The sequence below is a fragment of the Bradyrhizobium sp. Ai1a-2 genome, from assembly GCF_000426245.1.
GTDB lineage: Bacteria > Pseudomonadota > Alphaproteobacteria > Rhizobiales > Xanthobacteraceae > Bradyrhizobium.
In genome coordinates this window covers 23,809-41,189 of the sequence record NZ_AUEZ01000061.1, presented here as the reverse complement: position 1 = coordinate 41,189, position 17,381 = coordinate 23,809, and the positions used below count along the sequence as shown (strand labels likewise).

The 17,381-nt window shown below is 64.1% G+C and carries 12 protein-coding genes; 9 read left to right on the top strand and 3 right to left on the bottom strand.

Annotated features, from left to right (window positions below):
* Window positions 1–20 precede the first annotated feature (20 nt).
* From K288_RS0130765 to K288_RS47035, 4 genes are all read left to right on the top strand, one after another.
* Window positions 21–1,157: a cupin domain-containing protein gene (locus K288_RS0130765; protein WP_027583009.1), complete on the top strand. Its 1,137-nt coding sequence runs from the start codon at window positions 21–23 to the stop codon at window positions 1,155–1,157.
* A gap of 296 nt (window positions 1,158–1,453) precedes the next feature.
* On the top strand, window positions 1,454–2,542 hold the full coding sequence (locus K288_RS0130760) for an efflux RND transporter periplasmic adaptor subunit (RefSeq protein ID WP_051334836.1): 1,089 nt from the start codon (window positions 1,454–1,456) through the stop codon (window positions 2,540–2,542).
* Window positions 2,543–2,544: 2 nt separating this feature from the next.
* Entirely contained in the window at window positions 2,545–5,622 is a 3,078-nt protein-coding gene (locus tag K288_RS0130755; protein WP_027583007.1) for a CusA/CzcA family heavy metal efflux RND transporter, read from the top strand.
* Entirely contained in the window at window positions 5,619–5,963 is a 345-nt protein-coding gene (locus K288_RS47035; protein ID WP_051334830.1) for a DUF3240 family protein, read from the top strand. Before K288_RS0130755 ends, K288_RS47035 begins: the two co-directional genes overlap by 4 nt.
* Here the strand turns inward: K288_RS47035 and K288_RS0130745 are convergent.
* On the bottom strand, window positions 5,954–6,391 hold the full coding sequence (locus K288_RS0130745) for a thioesterase family protein (RefSeq protein ID WP_027583006.1): 438 nt from the start codon (window positions 6,389–6,391) through the stop codon (window positions 5,954–5,956). The genes K288_RS47035 and K288_RS0130745 overlap by 10 nt on opposite strands.
* A gap of 105 nt (window positions 6,392–6,496) precedes the next feature.
* Complete coding sequence (locus tag K288_RS0130740; protein ID WP_027583005.1) at window positions 6,497–7,333, bottom strand: alpha/beta hydrolase; 837 nt, start codon at window positions 7,331–7,333, stop codon at window positions 6,497–6,499.
* On the opposite strand from K288_RS0130740, the gene K288_RS54260 reads away from it, so the two are divergent.
* Both K288_RS54260 and K288_RS49800 read left to right on the top strand, forming a co-directional pair.
* The gene (locus K288_RS54260; RefSeq protein WP_201449747.1) at window positions 7,317–7,577 is read left to right on the top strand and encodes a hypothetical protein; all 261 of its coding nucleotides are present in this window, start codon (window positions 7,317–7,319) and stop codon (window positions 7,575–7,577) included. The genes K288_RS0130740 and K288_RS54260 overlap by 17 nt on opposite strands.
* Window positions 7,577–8,071 (top strand): MarR family winged helix-turn-helix transcriptional regulator, encoded by a 495-nt coding sequence (locus K288_RS49800; protein WP_051334829.1) that lies wholly within the window; start codon window positions 7,577–7,579, stop codon window positions 8,069–8,071. The genes K288_RS54260 and K288_RS49800 overlap by 1 nt, the downstream gene beginning before the upstream one ends.
* A 156-nt stretch (window positions 8,072–8,227) precedes the next feature.
* On the opposite strand, the gene K288_RS0130725 is transcribed toward K288_RS49800, so the two are convergent.
* The gene (locus K288_RS0130725; RefSeq protein ID WP_027583003.1) at window positions 8,228–9,811 is read right to left on the bottom strand and encodes a class I adenylate-forming enzyme family protein; all 1,584 of its coding nucleotides are present in this window, start codon (window positions 9,809–9,811) and stop codon (window positions 8,228–8,230) included.
* A gap of 281 nt (window positions 9,812–10,092) precedes the next feature.
* Between K288_RS0130725 and K288_RS0130720 the strand changes: the two genes are divergently transcribed.
* The 3 genes from K288_RS0130720 to K288_RS0130710 all read left to right on the top strand — a co-directional run bounded on the left by K288_RS0130720 (window position 10,093) and on the right by K288_RS0130710 (window position 17,318).
* A complete protein-coding gene (locus K288_RS0130720; RefSeq protein WP_043161168.1) occupies window positions 10,093–11,589 on the top strand; it encodes an AMP nucleosidase in 1,497 nt (498 codons plus the stop codon).
* Window positions 11,590–11,891: 302 nt separating this feature from the next.
* Window positions 11,892–13,082 (top strand): cytochrome P450, encoded by a 1,191-nt coding sequence (locus tag K288_RS0130715; protein ID WP_027583001.1) that lies wholly within the window; start codon window positions 11,892–11,894, stop codon window positions 13,080–13,082.
* Window positions 13,083–13,376: 294 nt separating this feature from the next.
* A complete protein-coding gene (locus K288_RS0130710; protein ID WP_027583000.1) occupies window positions 13,377–17,318 on the top strand; it encodes an AAA and adenylate/guanylate cyclase domain-containing protein in 3,942 nt (1,313 codons plus the stop codon).
* Window positions 17,319–17,381: the final 63 nt, after the last annotated feature.

Genomic DNA, 17,381 nt, shown 5'->3' with positions numbered 1-17,381 from the left:
ATCATATCCGGGAGTAGCTCATGTCCGACAGCCAACCGAGGCAGCCTATCCGCGGCACCAAAGGCGCGACCGATCCGGGTCCCCGCAACGCCCTGCTCGACAACCAGAACCCCGACATCCTCACGCCGCCGGAAACCGACAACGGCTCGCTCCCGAACCTCAAATTCTCCTTCGGCATGGCCCACAACCGCCTCGAGGACGGCGGCTGGGCGCGCGAGGTGACAGTGCGCGAACTGCCGGTCGCCAAATCGATGGCCGGCGTCAACATGCGGCTTGATTCCGGCGTGGTGCGCGAATTGCATTGGCACAAGGAAGCGGAGTGGGCCTACATCCTGCAAGGCAATGTCCGGCTGACCGTCGTCGACGAGGACCGCAACGTCGCGGTCGATGATCTCAAGCCGGGCGACGTCTGGCTGGTGCCGGCCGGAATCCCCCACTCGATCCAGGGCCTCGAAGGTGGCTGCGAATTCCTGCTAGTGTTCGACGACGGCAATTTCTCCGAGAACGAGACATTGCTGATCACCGAATTCATGGCACATACGCCGCCCGGCATCCTCGCCAAGAATTTCGGCATCGGCGTCGAGCACTTCGCCAACATTCCAAAATCCGAGAAGTACATCTTCCGCCTCCCGGTGCCGGCAGCGCTGGAGACCGTGCGCAAGCAGCTTCCCGACAGCCCGCCGAAACTCCCCTATGTCTGGCACGCGTCCGAACATCCGGCGACCCCGTACAAGGGTGGATCGGTGAAAATGATCGATGTCACCAACTTCCCTGAAACCACGCTGTCGGCGCTGATCATGGAGATCGAGCCGGGCGCGCTGCGCGAACTGCACTGGCATCCCGACGCCGACGAGTGGCAATATTATCTCGAAGGACAGGCCCGGATGACGGTGTTCGATGCCACCTCGAAAGCGCGGACATTCAACTACACCTCCGGAGACGTCGGGTTCGTGCCGCGAACCATGGGCCACTACATCGAGAACATCGGCCCCACCACGCTGCGGCTGATCAACGTCTTCAACAAGCCGCGCTACAAGGACATCTCGCTCAACAACTGGATGGCGCTAACTCCGCCCGACCTCGTCAAGGGACATCTCAACCTCGACGACACCGCGATGAAAGCGCTGAAGCGCGAACGCTGCGCGGTCGTGCGCTGATTTGCGATCAGCTTGCGCCTGGACCAGGCGCGACACTGGCCGGCTGGCGCGTATGCCAGCCGGATCGAATTTGCTCTTGCGACGTATTATCAAGAACAGCGCGCCCCCCTCATCCAGATCACAACAGCTTTAGCGATGCGTCATGAATGATTCCTGCTTGAGATAGGTCAATACCTTGCAAGCCCGGTCGCAATATGCAATCGGGAAAAAGATGCAAGGCTCGATTGATGGCGCTCGACATGAGCAATGGTGATGTATTTGGCCAGACGATCTGCGATCGACGGTTGTTGCGGGCCATGGCCCGGATCATCCTCGCCTTGGCATGCATCGGGCTCGCAGCGATGGCGCGTGCCGAGGACTATGTGAAGTTGAGTCCGACGCAGGCCCAGAGCCTGGGAGTCCGCGTCACCCATCCGATATCGAGCCGTATCGACCAGACGCTGCCCTATCCTGCCCAGATCGTCATCCCCATCCCGCAATTGTGGGTCGTGAGCGCGCCCGTCGCCGGCATGGTCACCAATCTTGCCGTGGCCCGCGGCGATCGCGTGAAGGCCGGTCAGGCGCTCGTCACGATGGAGAGCCCGAGCTTTGTCTCGCTTCAACGCGACTATCTGAATGCGGTCTCGCAGGACCTGCTAGCCGCGCAACAGCTGAAACGGAATACCGAACTGTTCGAAGGCAGGGCGGTGCCGCAACGCGTCCTCGAGACCAGCCAGACCGAAGCCCGGCAGGCCAGCACCGTGCTCGCGGAACGGCGCCAAATGCTTCGGCTGAGCGGTCTCTCGAACGCGGCCCTTTCGAAGCTGACAAGCGAGGCCGCAATCTCGGCAACTCTCTCGGTCGCCGCGCCCGAGCCGGCAACAGTCGTTGACATTGCCGTTGCTCCCGGCCAGCGGGTCGAGCAATCAGCCTCGCTCGTCAAGCTCGCGCGGCTGTCGCCGCTGTGGGCCGAGATCGCCATTCCCCTCTCGAATATCCGTGCCATCCGACCCGGCGCGAGGGTTGAGATCGACGGCTATGCCACCCCAGGTCAGGTCATTCTCATTTCGGAGACGACCGATGCCACCACACAAACGGTGCTGGTGCGCGCGGAAGTGCCGAACGGCGGTGAACTGCGTCCCGGACAGACTGCGACCGCCCGGATCAACTTTCTGTCGGCAGGTGAAAGCGCCTGGGAGATTCCCTACGCGGCGCTGATCCGCCGCGGCGAACAGGCCTCGGTGTTCGTCGCGACCGAGGGCGGATTCCGTCACGTGCCCGTCACGCTGCTGGCCGAGGACCAGGATCATGTCGTGGTGTCGGGTCCCATCAGCGACAAGGACGAAGTGGTCGTCAGCGGCATCTCCGCACTGCGCGGAATCCTGCTGCGGCTTGGGGCGGGCTAGCCATGCTTGGCCGTCTTGTCGCTTTTGCGCTATCCCAGCGCCTGTTCGTTGCCCTCGGCGTCGTCCTGCTGATCGGCGCTGCTCTCGTATTCCTGCCGAGCTTGCCGATCGACGCCTTTCCGGATGTCTCGCCGGTCCAGGTGAAGGTCATCATGAAGGCGCCGGGTCTTACGCCGGAGGAAGTCGAACAGCGGATCACGGTTCCGATCGAGCTCGAACTGCTTGGCCTGCCGAACAAGAAGATCCTGCGATCCACGACAAAATATGCGCTGGCAGACATCACCGTCGACTTCGAAGACGGCACCGACATCTACTGGGCACGCAACCAGGTTTCCGAGCGCCTCTCCAACGTTGCACGCGATCTGCCGGATGGGGTGAGCGGCGGTCTCGCTCCGATCACGAGTCCGCTCGGCGAAATGTTCATGTTCACGATCGACAGTCCCGATCTGTCGCTGGCGGAACGTCGCAGCCTGCTTGATTGGGTTATCCGGCCGGCGCTACGCACCGTGCCCGGGGTAGCCGACGTCAACGCGCTCGGCGGCTATGTCCGCGCCTTCGAGATCGTGCCGCTCAGCGACGCAATTGCAGCGCGCGGCATTTCCTCCGAGCTGTTGCGGCGCGCCATCGAAGCGAACAGCCGCAATGACGGGGCCGGACGGGTCAACCAGGGCGAAGACAGCGCGCTGATCCGGATCGAAGGCAGCATCCGATCGGTCGACGACATCAAGGCCATCGTCGTCGATACCAAGGACGGAGTCCCCATTCGGGTCAGCGACGTCGCGCGTGTCCAGGTGGGCGCATTGACGCGCTACGGCGCCGTGACCGCCGACGGTCGCGGCGAGACGGTCGAGGGATTAGTGCTCGGCTTGCGCGGCGCCAATGCGGGCCAGCTCGTGCGTGACGTCAGCCGGCGACTGGAAGAACTCAAGCCTTCGCTGCCGAAGACCGTCTCCATCAACGTGTTCTATGACCGCAGCCGCCTGGTTGGCCGCGCGGTCGGCACCGTGGTCCGTGCGCTTGGTGAAGCCACCGTGCTGGTGATCGTGCTGCTGTTGCTGTTCCTCGGCAACTGGCGGGCGCCGCTGGTGATCGCCCTCAGCCTGCCGATCGCGATCGCCATCGCGCTGATCGTGATGCGCGCAATCGGCATGTCGGCCAATCTGATGAGTCTCGGCGGGCTTGCGATCGCCATCGGCATGCTGATCGACGCGCTCGTGGTCGTCGTCGAGAATATCGTGGGAAACCTGAGCAAGGATCAGAACGGGAGCGCGACGCCACTCGTGCATGTCGTGTTCCGTTCGGTGCGCGAAGTGCTGCAGCCGGTCGCTTCGGGCGTGTTGATCATCATTATCGTGTTCGTGCCGCTGCTGACGCTGCAGGGTCTCGAAGGCAAGCTGTTCATTCCTGTCGCGTTTGCGATCATCTTCGCGCTGGCCGGCTCGCTGCTGCTGGCGCTCACCGTTGTTCCCGTCACCACCTCTTTTCTGCTCAAGGCTGGTTCGCATCGCGAACCATGGCTGATCCGCCTCGCCTCCCGCCTCTACGCACCCGCGCTTGCCTGGTCGCTGCGAAACGAACGCAAGGTGATGGCAGTCGCACTGACGGCACTTGTCGCCGCAGGCTACGCCTATACCCAGCTCGGCAAGACCTTCATGCCGACGATGGACGAAGGCGATATCATCGTCAGTGTCGAGGCACTGCCATCGATCAATCTCGACGAAATGATCGCGATCAATACCAGGCTTCAGTCCGCCATCCTCGCGAACGTGCCCGATGTCGCGGGGATCGTGGCCCGGACCGGATCGGACGAACTCGGTCTCGATCCGATGGGTCCTAACCAGACCGACACGTTTCTCGTGCTGAAGCCGGTGGCGGAAAGAAAGACCGCCGACAAGCCCGCTTTGCTACAGGAGCTGCGTCACGTGCTCGCCGACTTTCCGGGGCTGTCGCTCAGCTTCACCCAGCCGATCGACATGCGGGTGCAGGAGATGATCAGCGGCGTGCGCGGCGACGTCGCTGTCAAGATTTTCGGTCCCGATATTGCCCGGCTCAACGAGATCGCAAGCAAGCTGTCGGCTATCCTGTCCGGCATCGACGGGGCCGAGGACGTCTACACGACCCTCAACGAGGGCGCACAATATTACACGGTCACGGTGAACCGGATGGAGGCCGGACGTCTCGGCCTGACTGTTGATGCGATCGCCAACGCGCTGCGCACCCAGATCGAAGGCCGCACCATCGGCACGGCGCTGGAACAAGGCCGCCGCACGCCGATACTGGTTCGCGGCAGCGAGACGACGCGCGAAGCACCGACGCTGCTCGCGAGCCTGCCGCTGACGCTTGCCTCCGGGCAGCACGTGGCACTGTCTCAGGTCGCCCACATTCATCGCGTCGACGGCCCCGTCAAGATCGACCGCGAGGATGGCAGCCGGATGAGCGTGGTCCGGGCCAATGTTCGTGGCCGCGACATGGTCGGCTTCGTCGACGACGCGCGGCAGAAGGTGGCCGCGGAGCTGCCGCTGCCGCAAGGCTATTCGCTGACCTGGGGCGGCCAGTTCGAAAACCAGCAGCGCGCCGCCGCGCGCCTTGCCGTCGTCGTGCCGGTGGCCATCGGGCTGATCTTCGTGCTGCTGTTCACCACCTTCGGCTCGATCCGTCAGGCACTGATGGTGTTGGTCAACATCCCGTTTGCGCTGATCGGCGGCGTCTTCGCTCTGGTCCTGACCGGCGAGTACCTGTCCGTACCGGCATCGGTCGGGTTCATCGCACTGCTGGGTATCGCCGTGCTGAACGGCGTTGTGCTGGTCTCCTACTTCAACCATCTGCGCGCCGGTGGCGTGCCGGAACAGCATATCGTCGTGGAGGGCGCCAAACGCCGGCTGCGCCCGGTGCTGATGACCGCGAGCATCACCGCGCTCGGTTTGATTCCATTGTTATTCGCCACCGGCCCCGGATCGGAGATCCAGCGGCCGCTCGCCATCGTGGTGATCGGTGGCCTGCTCTCCTCGACCGCGCTCACACTCTTCCTCCTGCCGATCCTCTATCGCCGCTTTGGCGGCATCGCAAAGGCGACGACATGACGGACGGACCGGTGTGCCTGACGCTGATCGCCGCCCGTTCGCTGCGCGACGAATTGTTCGACTACCTGACCGAACGTAGCGATCTCGTGCCCGGCTTCACAGCCTCCGAGGCCGCCGGCCACGGTCCGAATGTCGAGCTGCACAGCGCGGCCGAACGGGTCAAGGGATACGCCGACCAGGTGCTGGTCCGAATGATCCTGAAGCAGGCGGATGCGACGCAACTGCTTGCGGACATGAAGACGGCATTCGCCGGATCGCGGCTCACTTACTGGATTATGCCCGTCACGGAATTCGGGTTGATCGACGATCGCGCGCAGTCAGCCACCATGGGTCAGGCCTGAGCGAGAGCCTTTTCGCGGCTTGCAATCAGCGCCCGCAATGGCTCCGCCACGGCGACCGGGCTATGGGTCCGCTGGTCCGTGCATACCCAGACGATTTCGCCGGTGGAGCGCAGATCGTCGCTGCCTTTGGCGAGGATTGCGAGCGCAAGGGTGATCGAGGATCGGCCGATCTTCGCGACCCGCACGCACACATCGATCTCCTCGTCGAACCGGATCGGCGCCCTGTATTCGACGACCGACCTCACGAGATGGAAATCGACACCGGTCCTCGCGACCTCGCCGAGATAGTCGTAGCCGAGCGCGCGAAAATACTCGGTGATCGCCGTATCGAAATAAGTCAGGTAGTGCGCGTTGAACACCACGGCCTGCGCATCGACCTCGGAATAGCGCACCCGAAACGGGTGATGGAACCAGAACTCCTGGCGCATGCTGTTTACCTCCCACGTTTCGGCCCGCCGCGCGAACGAACCGAAGGGTCGGTCGTTCGCGCCACGCGACGACGGAGGACACCATAATCACTTGCGCGAAGGCCGTCACTCTCGCAGGAACGCCAGCGCCTGCTGCACGAATGTCTCGTGATACTGGAAGATTCCTCCATGCCCGGCATCGGGAAAGATGCTGAGCCGGGAGTTCGGCAGCCTTCGCAGCAACTCGAAGGAGTTGATCGAGGGCACCATCACGTCCCTGTCGCCATTGGCGATGAAAACCGGCTGCTTGACCTTGGCCAGCGCGCTGGCATCGCCCTGGCCCCAGGCGCGGATCGCGGTGAGCTGGGCCTGAACGGTCGCGTCGCCGACCGGCGTATCGAGCGCCTCGCTGCGCTCCTTCAGCCGCTGCAGAAAATCGTCGGCAGCCGCCTGGCCACTCGGCGTCGGCGTGAAGAAGAGAAAGTGTTTCGGGTGCTTGTTGGCAGCGGCGGCCCTGGCAAAGGCATCCGGCAGCAGGCCGTCGACCTTGACGATGCCTTCGCCTCCCGCGGGGCCGGTGCCCGTCAACATGATCTTGCGCACGAGATCAGGGCGCTGCAGGGCAAGCGATTGCGACACGAAGCCGCCGAGCGAAAAGCCGAGCAGGTCGACCTTGGCAAATCCCAGCGCGGCGATGAATGCCGCGGCATCGCGCGCCATCTCCTCCACGCTATTGGGCGTGACGCCTTTCGAGGCGCCAACGCCGCGGTTGTCGAAGGCCACGACGTGGTGTTGCTTTGCCAAGCCGTCGACGACCCGCGGGTCCCAGTCATCGAGCACTGCCGTCAAATGGTGAAGGAAGACCAGGGGCACGCCGCCCTTGGGTCCGAGTTCGCGGAAGGCGAAGCCGACGCCGTCCACATCAACCGTCTGGTTGGCGGCGGTCTTGAAGGTTGCAGTCACGTTGTATCTCCAGGATGCAGAGGCCCCTTCCATTTACTGGCATATGCCACTATTTTGTCAATATCAAGACCGCCTGAAAGAGGATCGCTCGCAGGAAGCCGACCTGGATGGTGGAAAGTTCGACATGGGGTCGATCTTTCTTTTGCGCAAGCGCCGGCTGCACGATGATAGCATGGCCGCGGCGGGACCGATTCCGCGGTCCCGCTCGGCGCGTCCGCCGGCCGAACTGAAAGAAAGCGATTGATGAGACCGCAGAGCGCTTCGTTCGACAACTGCTGCAACACGGCCGTACGCCGCGCCGCCCGACAACTCGGACAGCTTTATGACGACGTGATCGAATCAAGCGGCCTGCGCTCGACCCAGGGAACGCTGATGGCCGTCGTGAGTAATGCCGGCGCCGCGACAGCGAGTGAACTGGCGGAGTGGCTGGTCATGGACCTTTCGGCGCTGGGACATACCTTGAAGCCACTCATTCGGGACGGCTTTCTGCGGTCCACCCCCGACCCGCGCGATCGCCGCGCAAGACGCATCACGCTCACCGCCAAGGGAACAAAGAAGCTCGAGCAAATCCATGCGGATTGGCTGATCGCCCAGCGCGCGCTACTGGCCACATTCGGCGAGCCCGAGGCTTTTGCACTGGTCAAAGCCCTCGATCGCATCTCAGACCCCGCGTTCGCCGACAAGTTCCGCTCGACCGTGCAGAAGCTCCGCGAGCAACCGCAACGGAAATCGGGCTGAGCAGACCGGCCGGGCTGCATCGAGCCTCGATCCTGATTCAAGCAGAACCGAGAATGTGCTCGCGCTCTCGCGCAAGGCATGACCGCCCTCTAGGCGCAGAAAAGGGCGGGTCGCCTCAGCCAACCCGCCCTTTCCTTACATCACGCGGCGCGCTGTCTAGCTCGCCCGTCGCGATGCTTGTTCGTCGTTCCGCTGCGCCGACGCTGCTGCGCGGGAACGGGACACCTTGTCGCCCTCGATCGCCATCGCCTGCAACCTCGCCCGGTCGACCTTGCTCAGCGCGTTGCGCGGCAATGCGTCGAGCACGATGAGATGCTCGGGCACCTTGTAGGCGGCAAGCCGGGTCGCCAGGTCGCTGAGGATGCCGGGAACGACTCGCTCGCTCTTTCCCTTTACCAGCGTGACGAAGCCGACCACGCGCTGTCCGAGCACAGCGTCCGGCACACCGACCACGGCCGCGTCCTCGACGGAAGGATGAGCGGCGACCGCCTGCTCGACTTCGACGGGCGAGATGTTGGTCCCGCCGCGGATGATGATGTCCTTCTTGCGCGCAACGAACAGGAGTTCGCCCTGTGCCTCTCGCCGCGCCAGATCGCCGGTGTGATACCAGCCATCCTTCAGGCTCTCCGTCGTCGCCCTCAAATCATTCCAATAGCCGGCGAACAGATTCGGACCGCGGACCAGAAGCTCGCCGAGCTCGCCGTCAGCGACATCCTTGCCATCGTCGTCGACCAGCCGGACTTCCTCCGGCCTCGTGATCCGCAATACCGGACCGGGTCGCAGAGCGTAGCCGAGATTGCCGACGGCTTCCGTCGCGCCCCAGGCGTTATAGAGCGGAACGCCGAAAGCGGCCGTGAACTGTCGCTGCAGTTCCACCGGACAGACGTCGCCTCCGGTCAAGCAGTAGCGCAGCGACGTCAGGTCGCGCGGCCGGGCGCGCTGGTGCTCGAGCAACGCGGCATATTGAGCGGGAAAGCCAAGCTGCATGCTGCAACGGTACTTCTCGATCGTATCGAGGACGGTGTCAGCGTCGAAGCTTTCGATCAGTATGAACGGAGTGCCGCTATAGATACACGCGAAGAAAACGGCAACGCCGCTCATATGCGCCAGGGGCAAAGGCATGGCGATGCCATCCTGTCCGGCAAGCTCCCAATTGTTGCTGATGCGTTCAGCCGATTCGGTGACGCTGGACGCGGTGTGAATGACAAACTTCGGTTCGCCGGTCGTGCCTGACGTGGTGATGAGCACGGCAGGCTGATCCGCCGCGGGTGAGAACGGCAAGTCGCCGCGGCCGGCGTCATCGAACAATTGCTGCAGTGGCAACCCATCATTCACTCCTGATCCTGTCTCGACCAGGAAGCGTCTGTCGCGCGGCAGGAGCTCGCCGTCGATGGCGGCCACATTGCCGTAGAGCGCGGTCTCGCCGATATAGAGGGCGGGCCTCAACCGCCGCAGAAGCGGCTCGAGCTCGGCCTGTTTGAAGGCCGTCCGCAACGGAGAGACGATCGCGCCTACGAGAAAGCAGGCATAATAGGCCACGATGAATTCGGGGCGGTTCATCATGTGCACGGCCACGCGATCGCCCGGCTTCAGACCGTGCGCGACCATTCCCCGCGCCAGACGTTCGGCCTCGACCAGAATCCGCTCGTAGGTCCACACGTTCTCGTGAAACACAAAGGCTGCGCTTCTTTGCCGGACCTTCGCCTGCTCCCTCAACGTCTCGATCGGCGTGGGCTTCATCGGCTGCTCTCCTTGTAGTGAATGAGGCAGCGAAACTGCGCGGGCGGCGCTACCGCACTGTTTCAGGCGCCGGCGAAAACGGTTTCGATTGTAAACATTTGGCGGAACAGGCCGGCAACACGCTCAATTGCGCGTGACCCTTTCGCGATCACAGACAGGTTCGCGATCACAGACAAGCAAGAGGAAGGCGGCAACCGTTCCGCCGGGCGACCGAGGCGCTTGCACAAAACGCGCCGGCGATCCCCCTTTTTTGCTCCTGAAAATCTGCCATAGTAACGACAATGTGCTCCGCCCTCACCATCCTGACCCCACCGCGGATTGCGACCGAAGCATTCACTGACGTCGCTGCGGCGGTTGCCCGCCTGGAAGAGATTTACGAACGTAATACCGCCTTCCTGCGGGACCACTTCGAGGCCTACGCCAATGGCGGGCCGCTCACGGCGCGCGTGCGCGCCAACTATCCGTTTGTGCGCATTGCAACCTCGACCCATGTGCGGGTCGATTCGCGCCTTGCCTACGGCTTCGTCGCGAGGCCGGGCGTGTATGAAACCACGGTGACGAGACCGGACCTGTTCCGCACCTACCTCACCGAGCAGATCGGACGATTGATCGACAACCATGGCGTACCGGTGGAAGTCGGCGAGTCGACCGAGCCGATCCCGATACATTTCGCGTATCGTCGCGACATCAACATCGAAGCCGCGCTCACTCCCGGCGACAAATCGAATGTGATGCGATCGCTGCGCGATCTCTTCGATGTGCCCGACCTGGCCGCCATCGACGACGCGATCGCCAATAACACGCTCGAGCTTGCGCCCGGCGCCGCCGAGCCGCTGGCGTTGTTCCGCGCAGCGCGCGTCGACTATTCGTTGCGCCGGCTTTATCACTACACCGGCACCGATCCGGAGTACTTCCAGAACTTCGTGATCTTCACCAACTACCAGTTCTACATCGATGCGTTCGCCGAGCTGAGCCAGAAGCGTCTGGCGGCGGGCGAAGCCGGCCCGGACGCCTTCGTCGGCCCGGGGAATGTGATCACGCGCAATGCGCGGCTTGGCGGCGGCACGACCGGGATCGCTCCGGGGCGCATGCCGCAAATGCCGGCCTATCATTCGGTCGAGGCCGGCTATCGGGGCATTACCCTGATCAACATCGGGACCGGTCCGTCAAATGCACGGAACATCACCGACCATGTCGCGGTGCTGCGGCCGCATGCCTGGTTGATGCTTGGACACTGCGCCGGCCTCAGGAACACGCAGCGGCTTGGAGACTACGTGCTCGCGCATGGTTACGTGCGCGAGGACCATGTGCTCGACCATGAGCTGCCGCTCTGGGTCCCGATACCTGCGCTGGCCGAGATGCAGGTCGCGCTTGAGGAGGCGGTGGGTGAAGTGACCGGGCTCGAAGGCTTCGAGCTGAAGCGGTTGATGCGCACGGGAACGGTCGCGAGCGTGGACAATCGCAACTGGGAGATCGGCGATCGCTCGGTCATTCGGCGTCTGTCGCAATCGCGCGCGATCGCCCTCGACATGGAATCGGCGGCGATCGCCGCCAACGGCTTTCGTTTCCGTGTTCCCTACGGCACGCTGCTATGTGTCTCGGACAAGCCTTTGCATGGCGAGATCAAACTCGCGGGCATGGCAAGCGAGTTCTATCGGCAGCGCGTCGGCCAGCATCTCGAGATCGGCCTGAAGGCGCTCGAGAGACTGCGAGAGCAGCAATTGGAACGCCTGCATTCGCGCAAGCTCCGGAGTTTCGCCGAAGTCGCGTTTCAGTAACGCGGCGGGCTTGGCGCCGCCTCACATTCCCTACAAGGCCGAGATGACCGAAGCGTGCATCGCCATGCTCATTAAAGCGTAACGGCTTTTCGCGGCAACTTCGCCTGCACTGAGGCGGGATCTGCTCGCCCCCGATTGGCCGCTACAGACGTAGCGTGATTTGCCCTGGTGAAATCGCATCGTAACGCAGCCGGGCCCACGCTGCCTGCTCCGATGCGGAACCAGGGAGTTGAAGCTTGAATATCTCTGGCCGCAGCCAATTGTCCCGAGTTCGCCATCGACATCGTGGAAGGAGAACAGACATGAGCCAGCGTGCCCCCGTTGCCGATTGGACCAGCGATTTCGACCCTCTCGATTCCCGCTGGATCGAAGATCCCTATCCGATCTGGCGTGAACTCAGGCAGGAATGTCCCGTTGCTCACACCGATCGCTTCCTGGGCGTCTACCTTCCCTCGCGCTATAAAGACATCCGCGCGATCGCCTATGACCCCGTGCATTTTTCGTCGCGCCGCGTTTTCATCCGCGAGGGCAAACGTCCACCGTTGAAATCCCCGCCGATCACCTCCGATCCGCCGTCCCATCGCGCGGAGCGAAAGATCCTGCTGCCGCCGTTCACGCCGGCCGCCATTCAGAAGCTCGAGCCGCGGGCGCGGGCGCTGTGTCGCGAGCTGCTCGAGCCGCTTTCCGGCAAGAACGCCTGTGACGGCGCCGTCGATTATGCGCAGGAAATCCCGGCGCGCCTCATCGCCCACATGCTCGGCATCTCCGAAGACGCCGGCGACCAGTTCCGGAAGTGGGTTTGCGACTCCTTCGAACACTCCCTGACCGACGTCTCGATCGTCCCGCGGGTCTTCGCCGAGGTAAGCGCATTCTTTGACGAGGAAATCGCCAGGCGTCGAGGCGCACGTGGCGACGACCTCATCAGCTATCTGCTCGACGCCCGCATCGACGGGAAGCTCTTGAGCAAGGAGCACATCAACGGCACACTGCGGCTTCTGCTGTTCGCAGGCGTCGATACGACCTGGAGCGCCATCGGTGTCAGCCTGTGGCACCTCGCAACCCATCCCGACGATCGAAAGCGGCTGGCGGCCGAGCCGCAGATGATCCCGAGCGCAGTCGAGGAGTTCCTGCGCGCCTACGCGCCCGTGACGGTGGGGCGCGAGATTGTCAAGGAGACCGAGATCGCCGGCTGTCCGCTCAAGGTGGGCGAGATGGTGCTCTTGCCGTTTGGCGCCGCCAACCGCGACCCCGACATCTTTCCCGATGCCGAGCGCGTCGTCATCGACCGTGCCCAAAATCCCCACGCCGCGTTCGGCCTCGGCATCCATCGCTGCATCGGCGCGACGCTGGCGCGCATGGAAATGCGGGTCGCGCTCGAAGAGTGGCTCGGCAAATTTCCCGACTTTGCCTTGGCGCCAGGGGCGGCTGTCGAATGGTCGGCGGGACCAGTCCGGGGGCCGCGGCAACTTCCGCTGACGCTCAGGTCTCGCTGAGAGCCACGCCGTGATGTGCGCTCAGTCGAACCCGTAGTTTACCCCGGGCGTCGCCGGGACAGCCGAACGCATTGGAGACGGAGCCGAGGTCGACATGGAGATACTCGGCTCCAGCGGACGTCCTGAACGCGGTGAACATCTTTCTAAGCTATTGATATCTATTGATCTGGCAGTCATTTCCATCCCGTTTTGTTCACGCTCGATTCGCCCAATTCGTTGCGATTTCGTTGCAGCGCTCGCCTTCAGGCAACGACCGAGGTAGGATTAGATGCTGGGGGCTGGGGGACGGCAACGATGTTGGAGGAAGTCGCCTACGAGGCGCGGCTTGTCGAAAGCTTTACGCCGCCGCCGCTACGCCTCGCCGCGTCTGGCGCCGCGACAGGCGCGGACGGCGACATGGCGTTGCTGTGGCTGGACGTCGTCGGCTTCACCCGCATTACCGGCCATCTCGTGGAAACCGGACCGGCCGGCATCGAACAGATGGCTGTCGTGCTGGAGCGGCATTTCCATACGCTGCTCGGCAACATTGTCGCCCATGGCGGCGAGCCATTCATGTTTGCGGGTGATGGCCTGCTCTCGGGCTGGCGATGCAGCGAAGGTACGCCACGCGAGGCCGTGTTACGCGCCGCCGCCTGCGGCCAGGCAATCCTGTCCTCTCCAGGCGCCACATTGCCTTCGGGCGACACGCTGCAATTACATGCGGTCCTTGCGCTCGGCCCCTCGCGCACGACCGAGGTCGGCCGCGCCACGGACCGCTTTCACGTGACGGTGGGGGGCGGGCTCGCCGATCTTCAGGCGACGAGCGTCAGGCGTGCCGCCGGCCGTTTGTTGCTGTCGCCGGCCGCGCGCGCGGCGCTAGGAGATGCGGCCGAAACAGTGGAGGACGAGACCGGCGCCGTCATCCTCGCCGCATTGAACAGCGCGCCGGCACCGGTGCCGCTGGTCATACCGCCGCTCTCGCCTTCGAACCGTGAACATTTCGCACCGCTCGTCCCGCTGCCGATCCGCAGTCACCTGGGGCGGCGCTATCTCGATTGGGCGGCCGAGCTTCGCCGCGTCACGGCCGTATTCATCGCCCTCTCCGACTTCGACCAGGCTTCCCCCGACAGCTTGCAACAGCTCGAGTCGGTCGCAGCGACGGTCGGCCCGGTCGTGCGCCGGCACGACGGCTTCATGCATCAACTCCGGGTCGATGAGAGCGGCGCGAACCTTTTCGTGCTGTTCGGCATCCCTCCCGTCGCCCATCCCGACGATCCCGTCCGCGCCGTGCGCTGCGCCATCGATCTCAGGGACGCTCTGCGCGGAATGGGCCACCGCTGCAGTCTCGGCGTCGCCACAGGGCGCGTTTTCTGCGGCCTGATCGGCAACGACATATTCCGGGCGTGGACGACCTATGGCGAGGCGATCAACCTCGCGGCGCGGCTGAAAGGTTCTGACGTCATCCAGTGCGATCATGCCACCTATCGGGCCGCGCACGAAGCCATCGCCTTCGACCCGGTCGGCCTGCGCGGCCTTCGCGGTCTGAAGCCTGCCGTTCAGGTGTGGACGCCGCAGCGCTCGGATCGCGCCGAGGCGCGTGTCCCCATGCAAGGCAGGGAGCGGGAGCTCACCGAGCTGCTGGCTGCAATCGATGCCGCCGGTGAAGGCGCCGCGCGGCTTGTGACGCTCGAAGCGGAAAGCGGCATGGGCAAATCCCGCCTTCTCGCCGAATTCCACCAGCGCACGCTCGCCTCGGGCGTCGTCCTGCTGAACGGGTACGCCGATCGGATCGAGCGCGACGTGCCCTATCGAGGCTGGCGCGATGTTCTGGCGCGTCTTTTGGACGTTGATCTGGCCGCGTCGGATACGGCGCAGCGTGAAGCCGTGCTGTCCAATCTCGGGCCGGAGTTCGCGGCACAAGCCGCGCTCCTCAACGTCGTTTTCCCGCTCAGCCTGCCTGAGACGAGCGATCTGCAGGCGGTCCCGCTTCCACAGCGGGCTCAGTTGCGCCTCGCTTTGCTGGTCGATCTCCTGCGTCGCGCCAGCGCCGGGCGGCCGCTCCTGATCTCGATCGATGATGCGCACTGGCTGGACGAGGAGAGCTGGCTATTGGTCGAGGCCGCGATCCGCGACGTGCGCGGGCTTTGCCTGGTGCTGGCCATGCAGCCGCTCGAGGACGACAGCCGGTTGGAGCGGCTTGCTGATGAGGGAGCGCAGCGGCTTCGCCTGGGCGAACTGTCGGACGAGGATCAGGAGCGCCTCGTGCTGGCCCGGCTCGGCGCGGAACGGCTCACCAAGGAACTTTCAGCGCAGGTACGCAGCCGCGCCCGCGGCCATCCGTTCTTTTGCCTGGAGCTGGCACAGGCACTGCGCGACGATGGGCTGATCGAGGTGGTGGAAGGCATTTGCCACATCGTGCCCAGCAGCAACGCTACCGACCTGCCCATGCCGGACTCGGTCCAGGGCACCGTGATGCGTCGTATCGATCGCCTCACCCCCGAAAGCCAGGTCACGCTAAAGGTGGCAAGCGCGGCAGGCCTTCGCTTCCCGACCCTGCTCGTCTCCGAAGTCCATCCGACCGCGCGTGGCGAACAGATGACGGTCGCGCGTCATCTCGCGCTGCACGACCGCGTCGGTTTCTTGCTGCCCGACGAGGTTGACGAGCGGGAGGGCTACGCCTTTCGTCACGGCATCATCCGCGACGTCGCCTACGAGTCGATGCTCTATGCCCAGCGTCGGCAATTGCATCGCGAGATCGCGCTTTGGAACGAGGATGCCTCCGCCTCCAACAGGTCCCGCATCTATGCGCTGCTGGCCTATCATTGGGAGGCCGCTGGCGAGACCGCACGCGCCACGGATTATCTGCGGCTCGAAGCGGAGCGCGTATTCGGCGCGGGCCTCGTCGGCCAGTCGATCGAGATCGGCTTGCGGGGCGCGCGTCTGCTCGGCAGCGACCTGCCCACCGACAGAGCGGCGCTGCACGCGGCCATCGGCCAGGAATTGGAAACAATCGGAAGGTTGCTGGACGGCCGGCGGCCCGATGAGCTGGCTGGACTGCCGCCGCTCACCGATCAGCGGGCTGGTCAGCTCATTCACCTCCTGCTCGTCCTTGCGCCCTTCGCCCATCAAAGCGAGCAGGTCGAGCTGTTTGCGTTGATGGGATGCAGGTGTCTTCGCCTCACCCTCGAATACGGCAACGGCCCGCTCGCGCCCGACGTCTACTCCATGTACTCGGTCGTCTATGGTGCGTTGATCGGAGACCGCGATACCGCCGCCGTCTGGAGCCGTGTCGGCCTTGCCTTGTTGAACGGCGAGCGGGGCGCCGGCTTCGCCCGGTGCAGCTTCATTCATGCCTGGTTCCACAACCACTGGGTCGCGCCGCTCGGTGAGGGCATCGCACTGGCAGACGCCGGCAGCGAGGCAGGGCTCGGCGACAACGAGGTGATCTACGGCTGCTTCAACCTGTCGGCGTCCCTCGTGCTGCTGGCTGCCGCCGGCCGGCCGCTCGCCGAGATCATGGAGCAGGCGCGAATCCGCATCGAGCGCAACGGGCGGCGTGTCCTCAATGCGCATTATCATCTGGTATTCGAGCTGCAATTCGCAAAAGCACTGGCCGGCTCGACTTCCGCGCTGCTCGCGCTCGGTGATGGCGAATTCGATGAAGTCCGCGATATCGACTCTGTCGTCCACACCAATCTCAGCAATCAGATCGGCTACTATTTCGTCACAAGGTTGAAGCTGCACCTGCATGCCTGCGACTGGTCGGGCGCCCTGGAATGGGCGGCGCGCGCGCATCCGATGCTTCCCTATTTCGGCGGACAGGCGGCAGAGTTCGAGCTCTCGCAATATCGCGGCCTCGCCGCGGTGGCCGCCGCCGCATTTGGCGCCGCAAAGGAAGGGCCAACGCTCCTCCAGGAGGGACGCGATTGTCTCGAGCAGCTCCGCGGATGGGAAGCGCGCAATCCCGCCCTGTTTCGTCACAAGGCCGATCTGCTCGATGGCCTGGTGCAGGCCGCGACGGGCCGGGAGGACGATGCGGCGCGCCTGCTCGGCCGTGCGGGCGAAGGCGCTGCCGCCGGAGGCTTTCTTCAGGATGCCGGCCTCGCGCACGAATATCTCGCCCGCTGCCGGCGCCTGGTCGCCGACAGGGCCGGCGCTACCGCGTCGGCGCTTGCGGCGCGCGAGACGTTTCGCTCCTGGGGCGCGGATGCGAAGGTCCGCCTTCTCGAAAAGGAATTCGAACTGCCGCCCACCTAGCTTCACCGATTTTTCGCACTTGATCTTTGCACTCAATTTTCACGCCTGGCACCCGACCTGTGT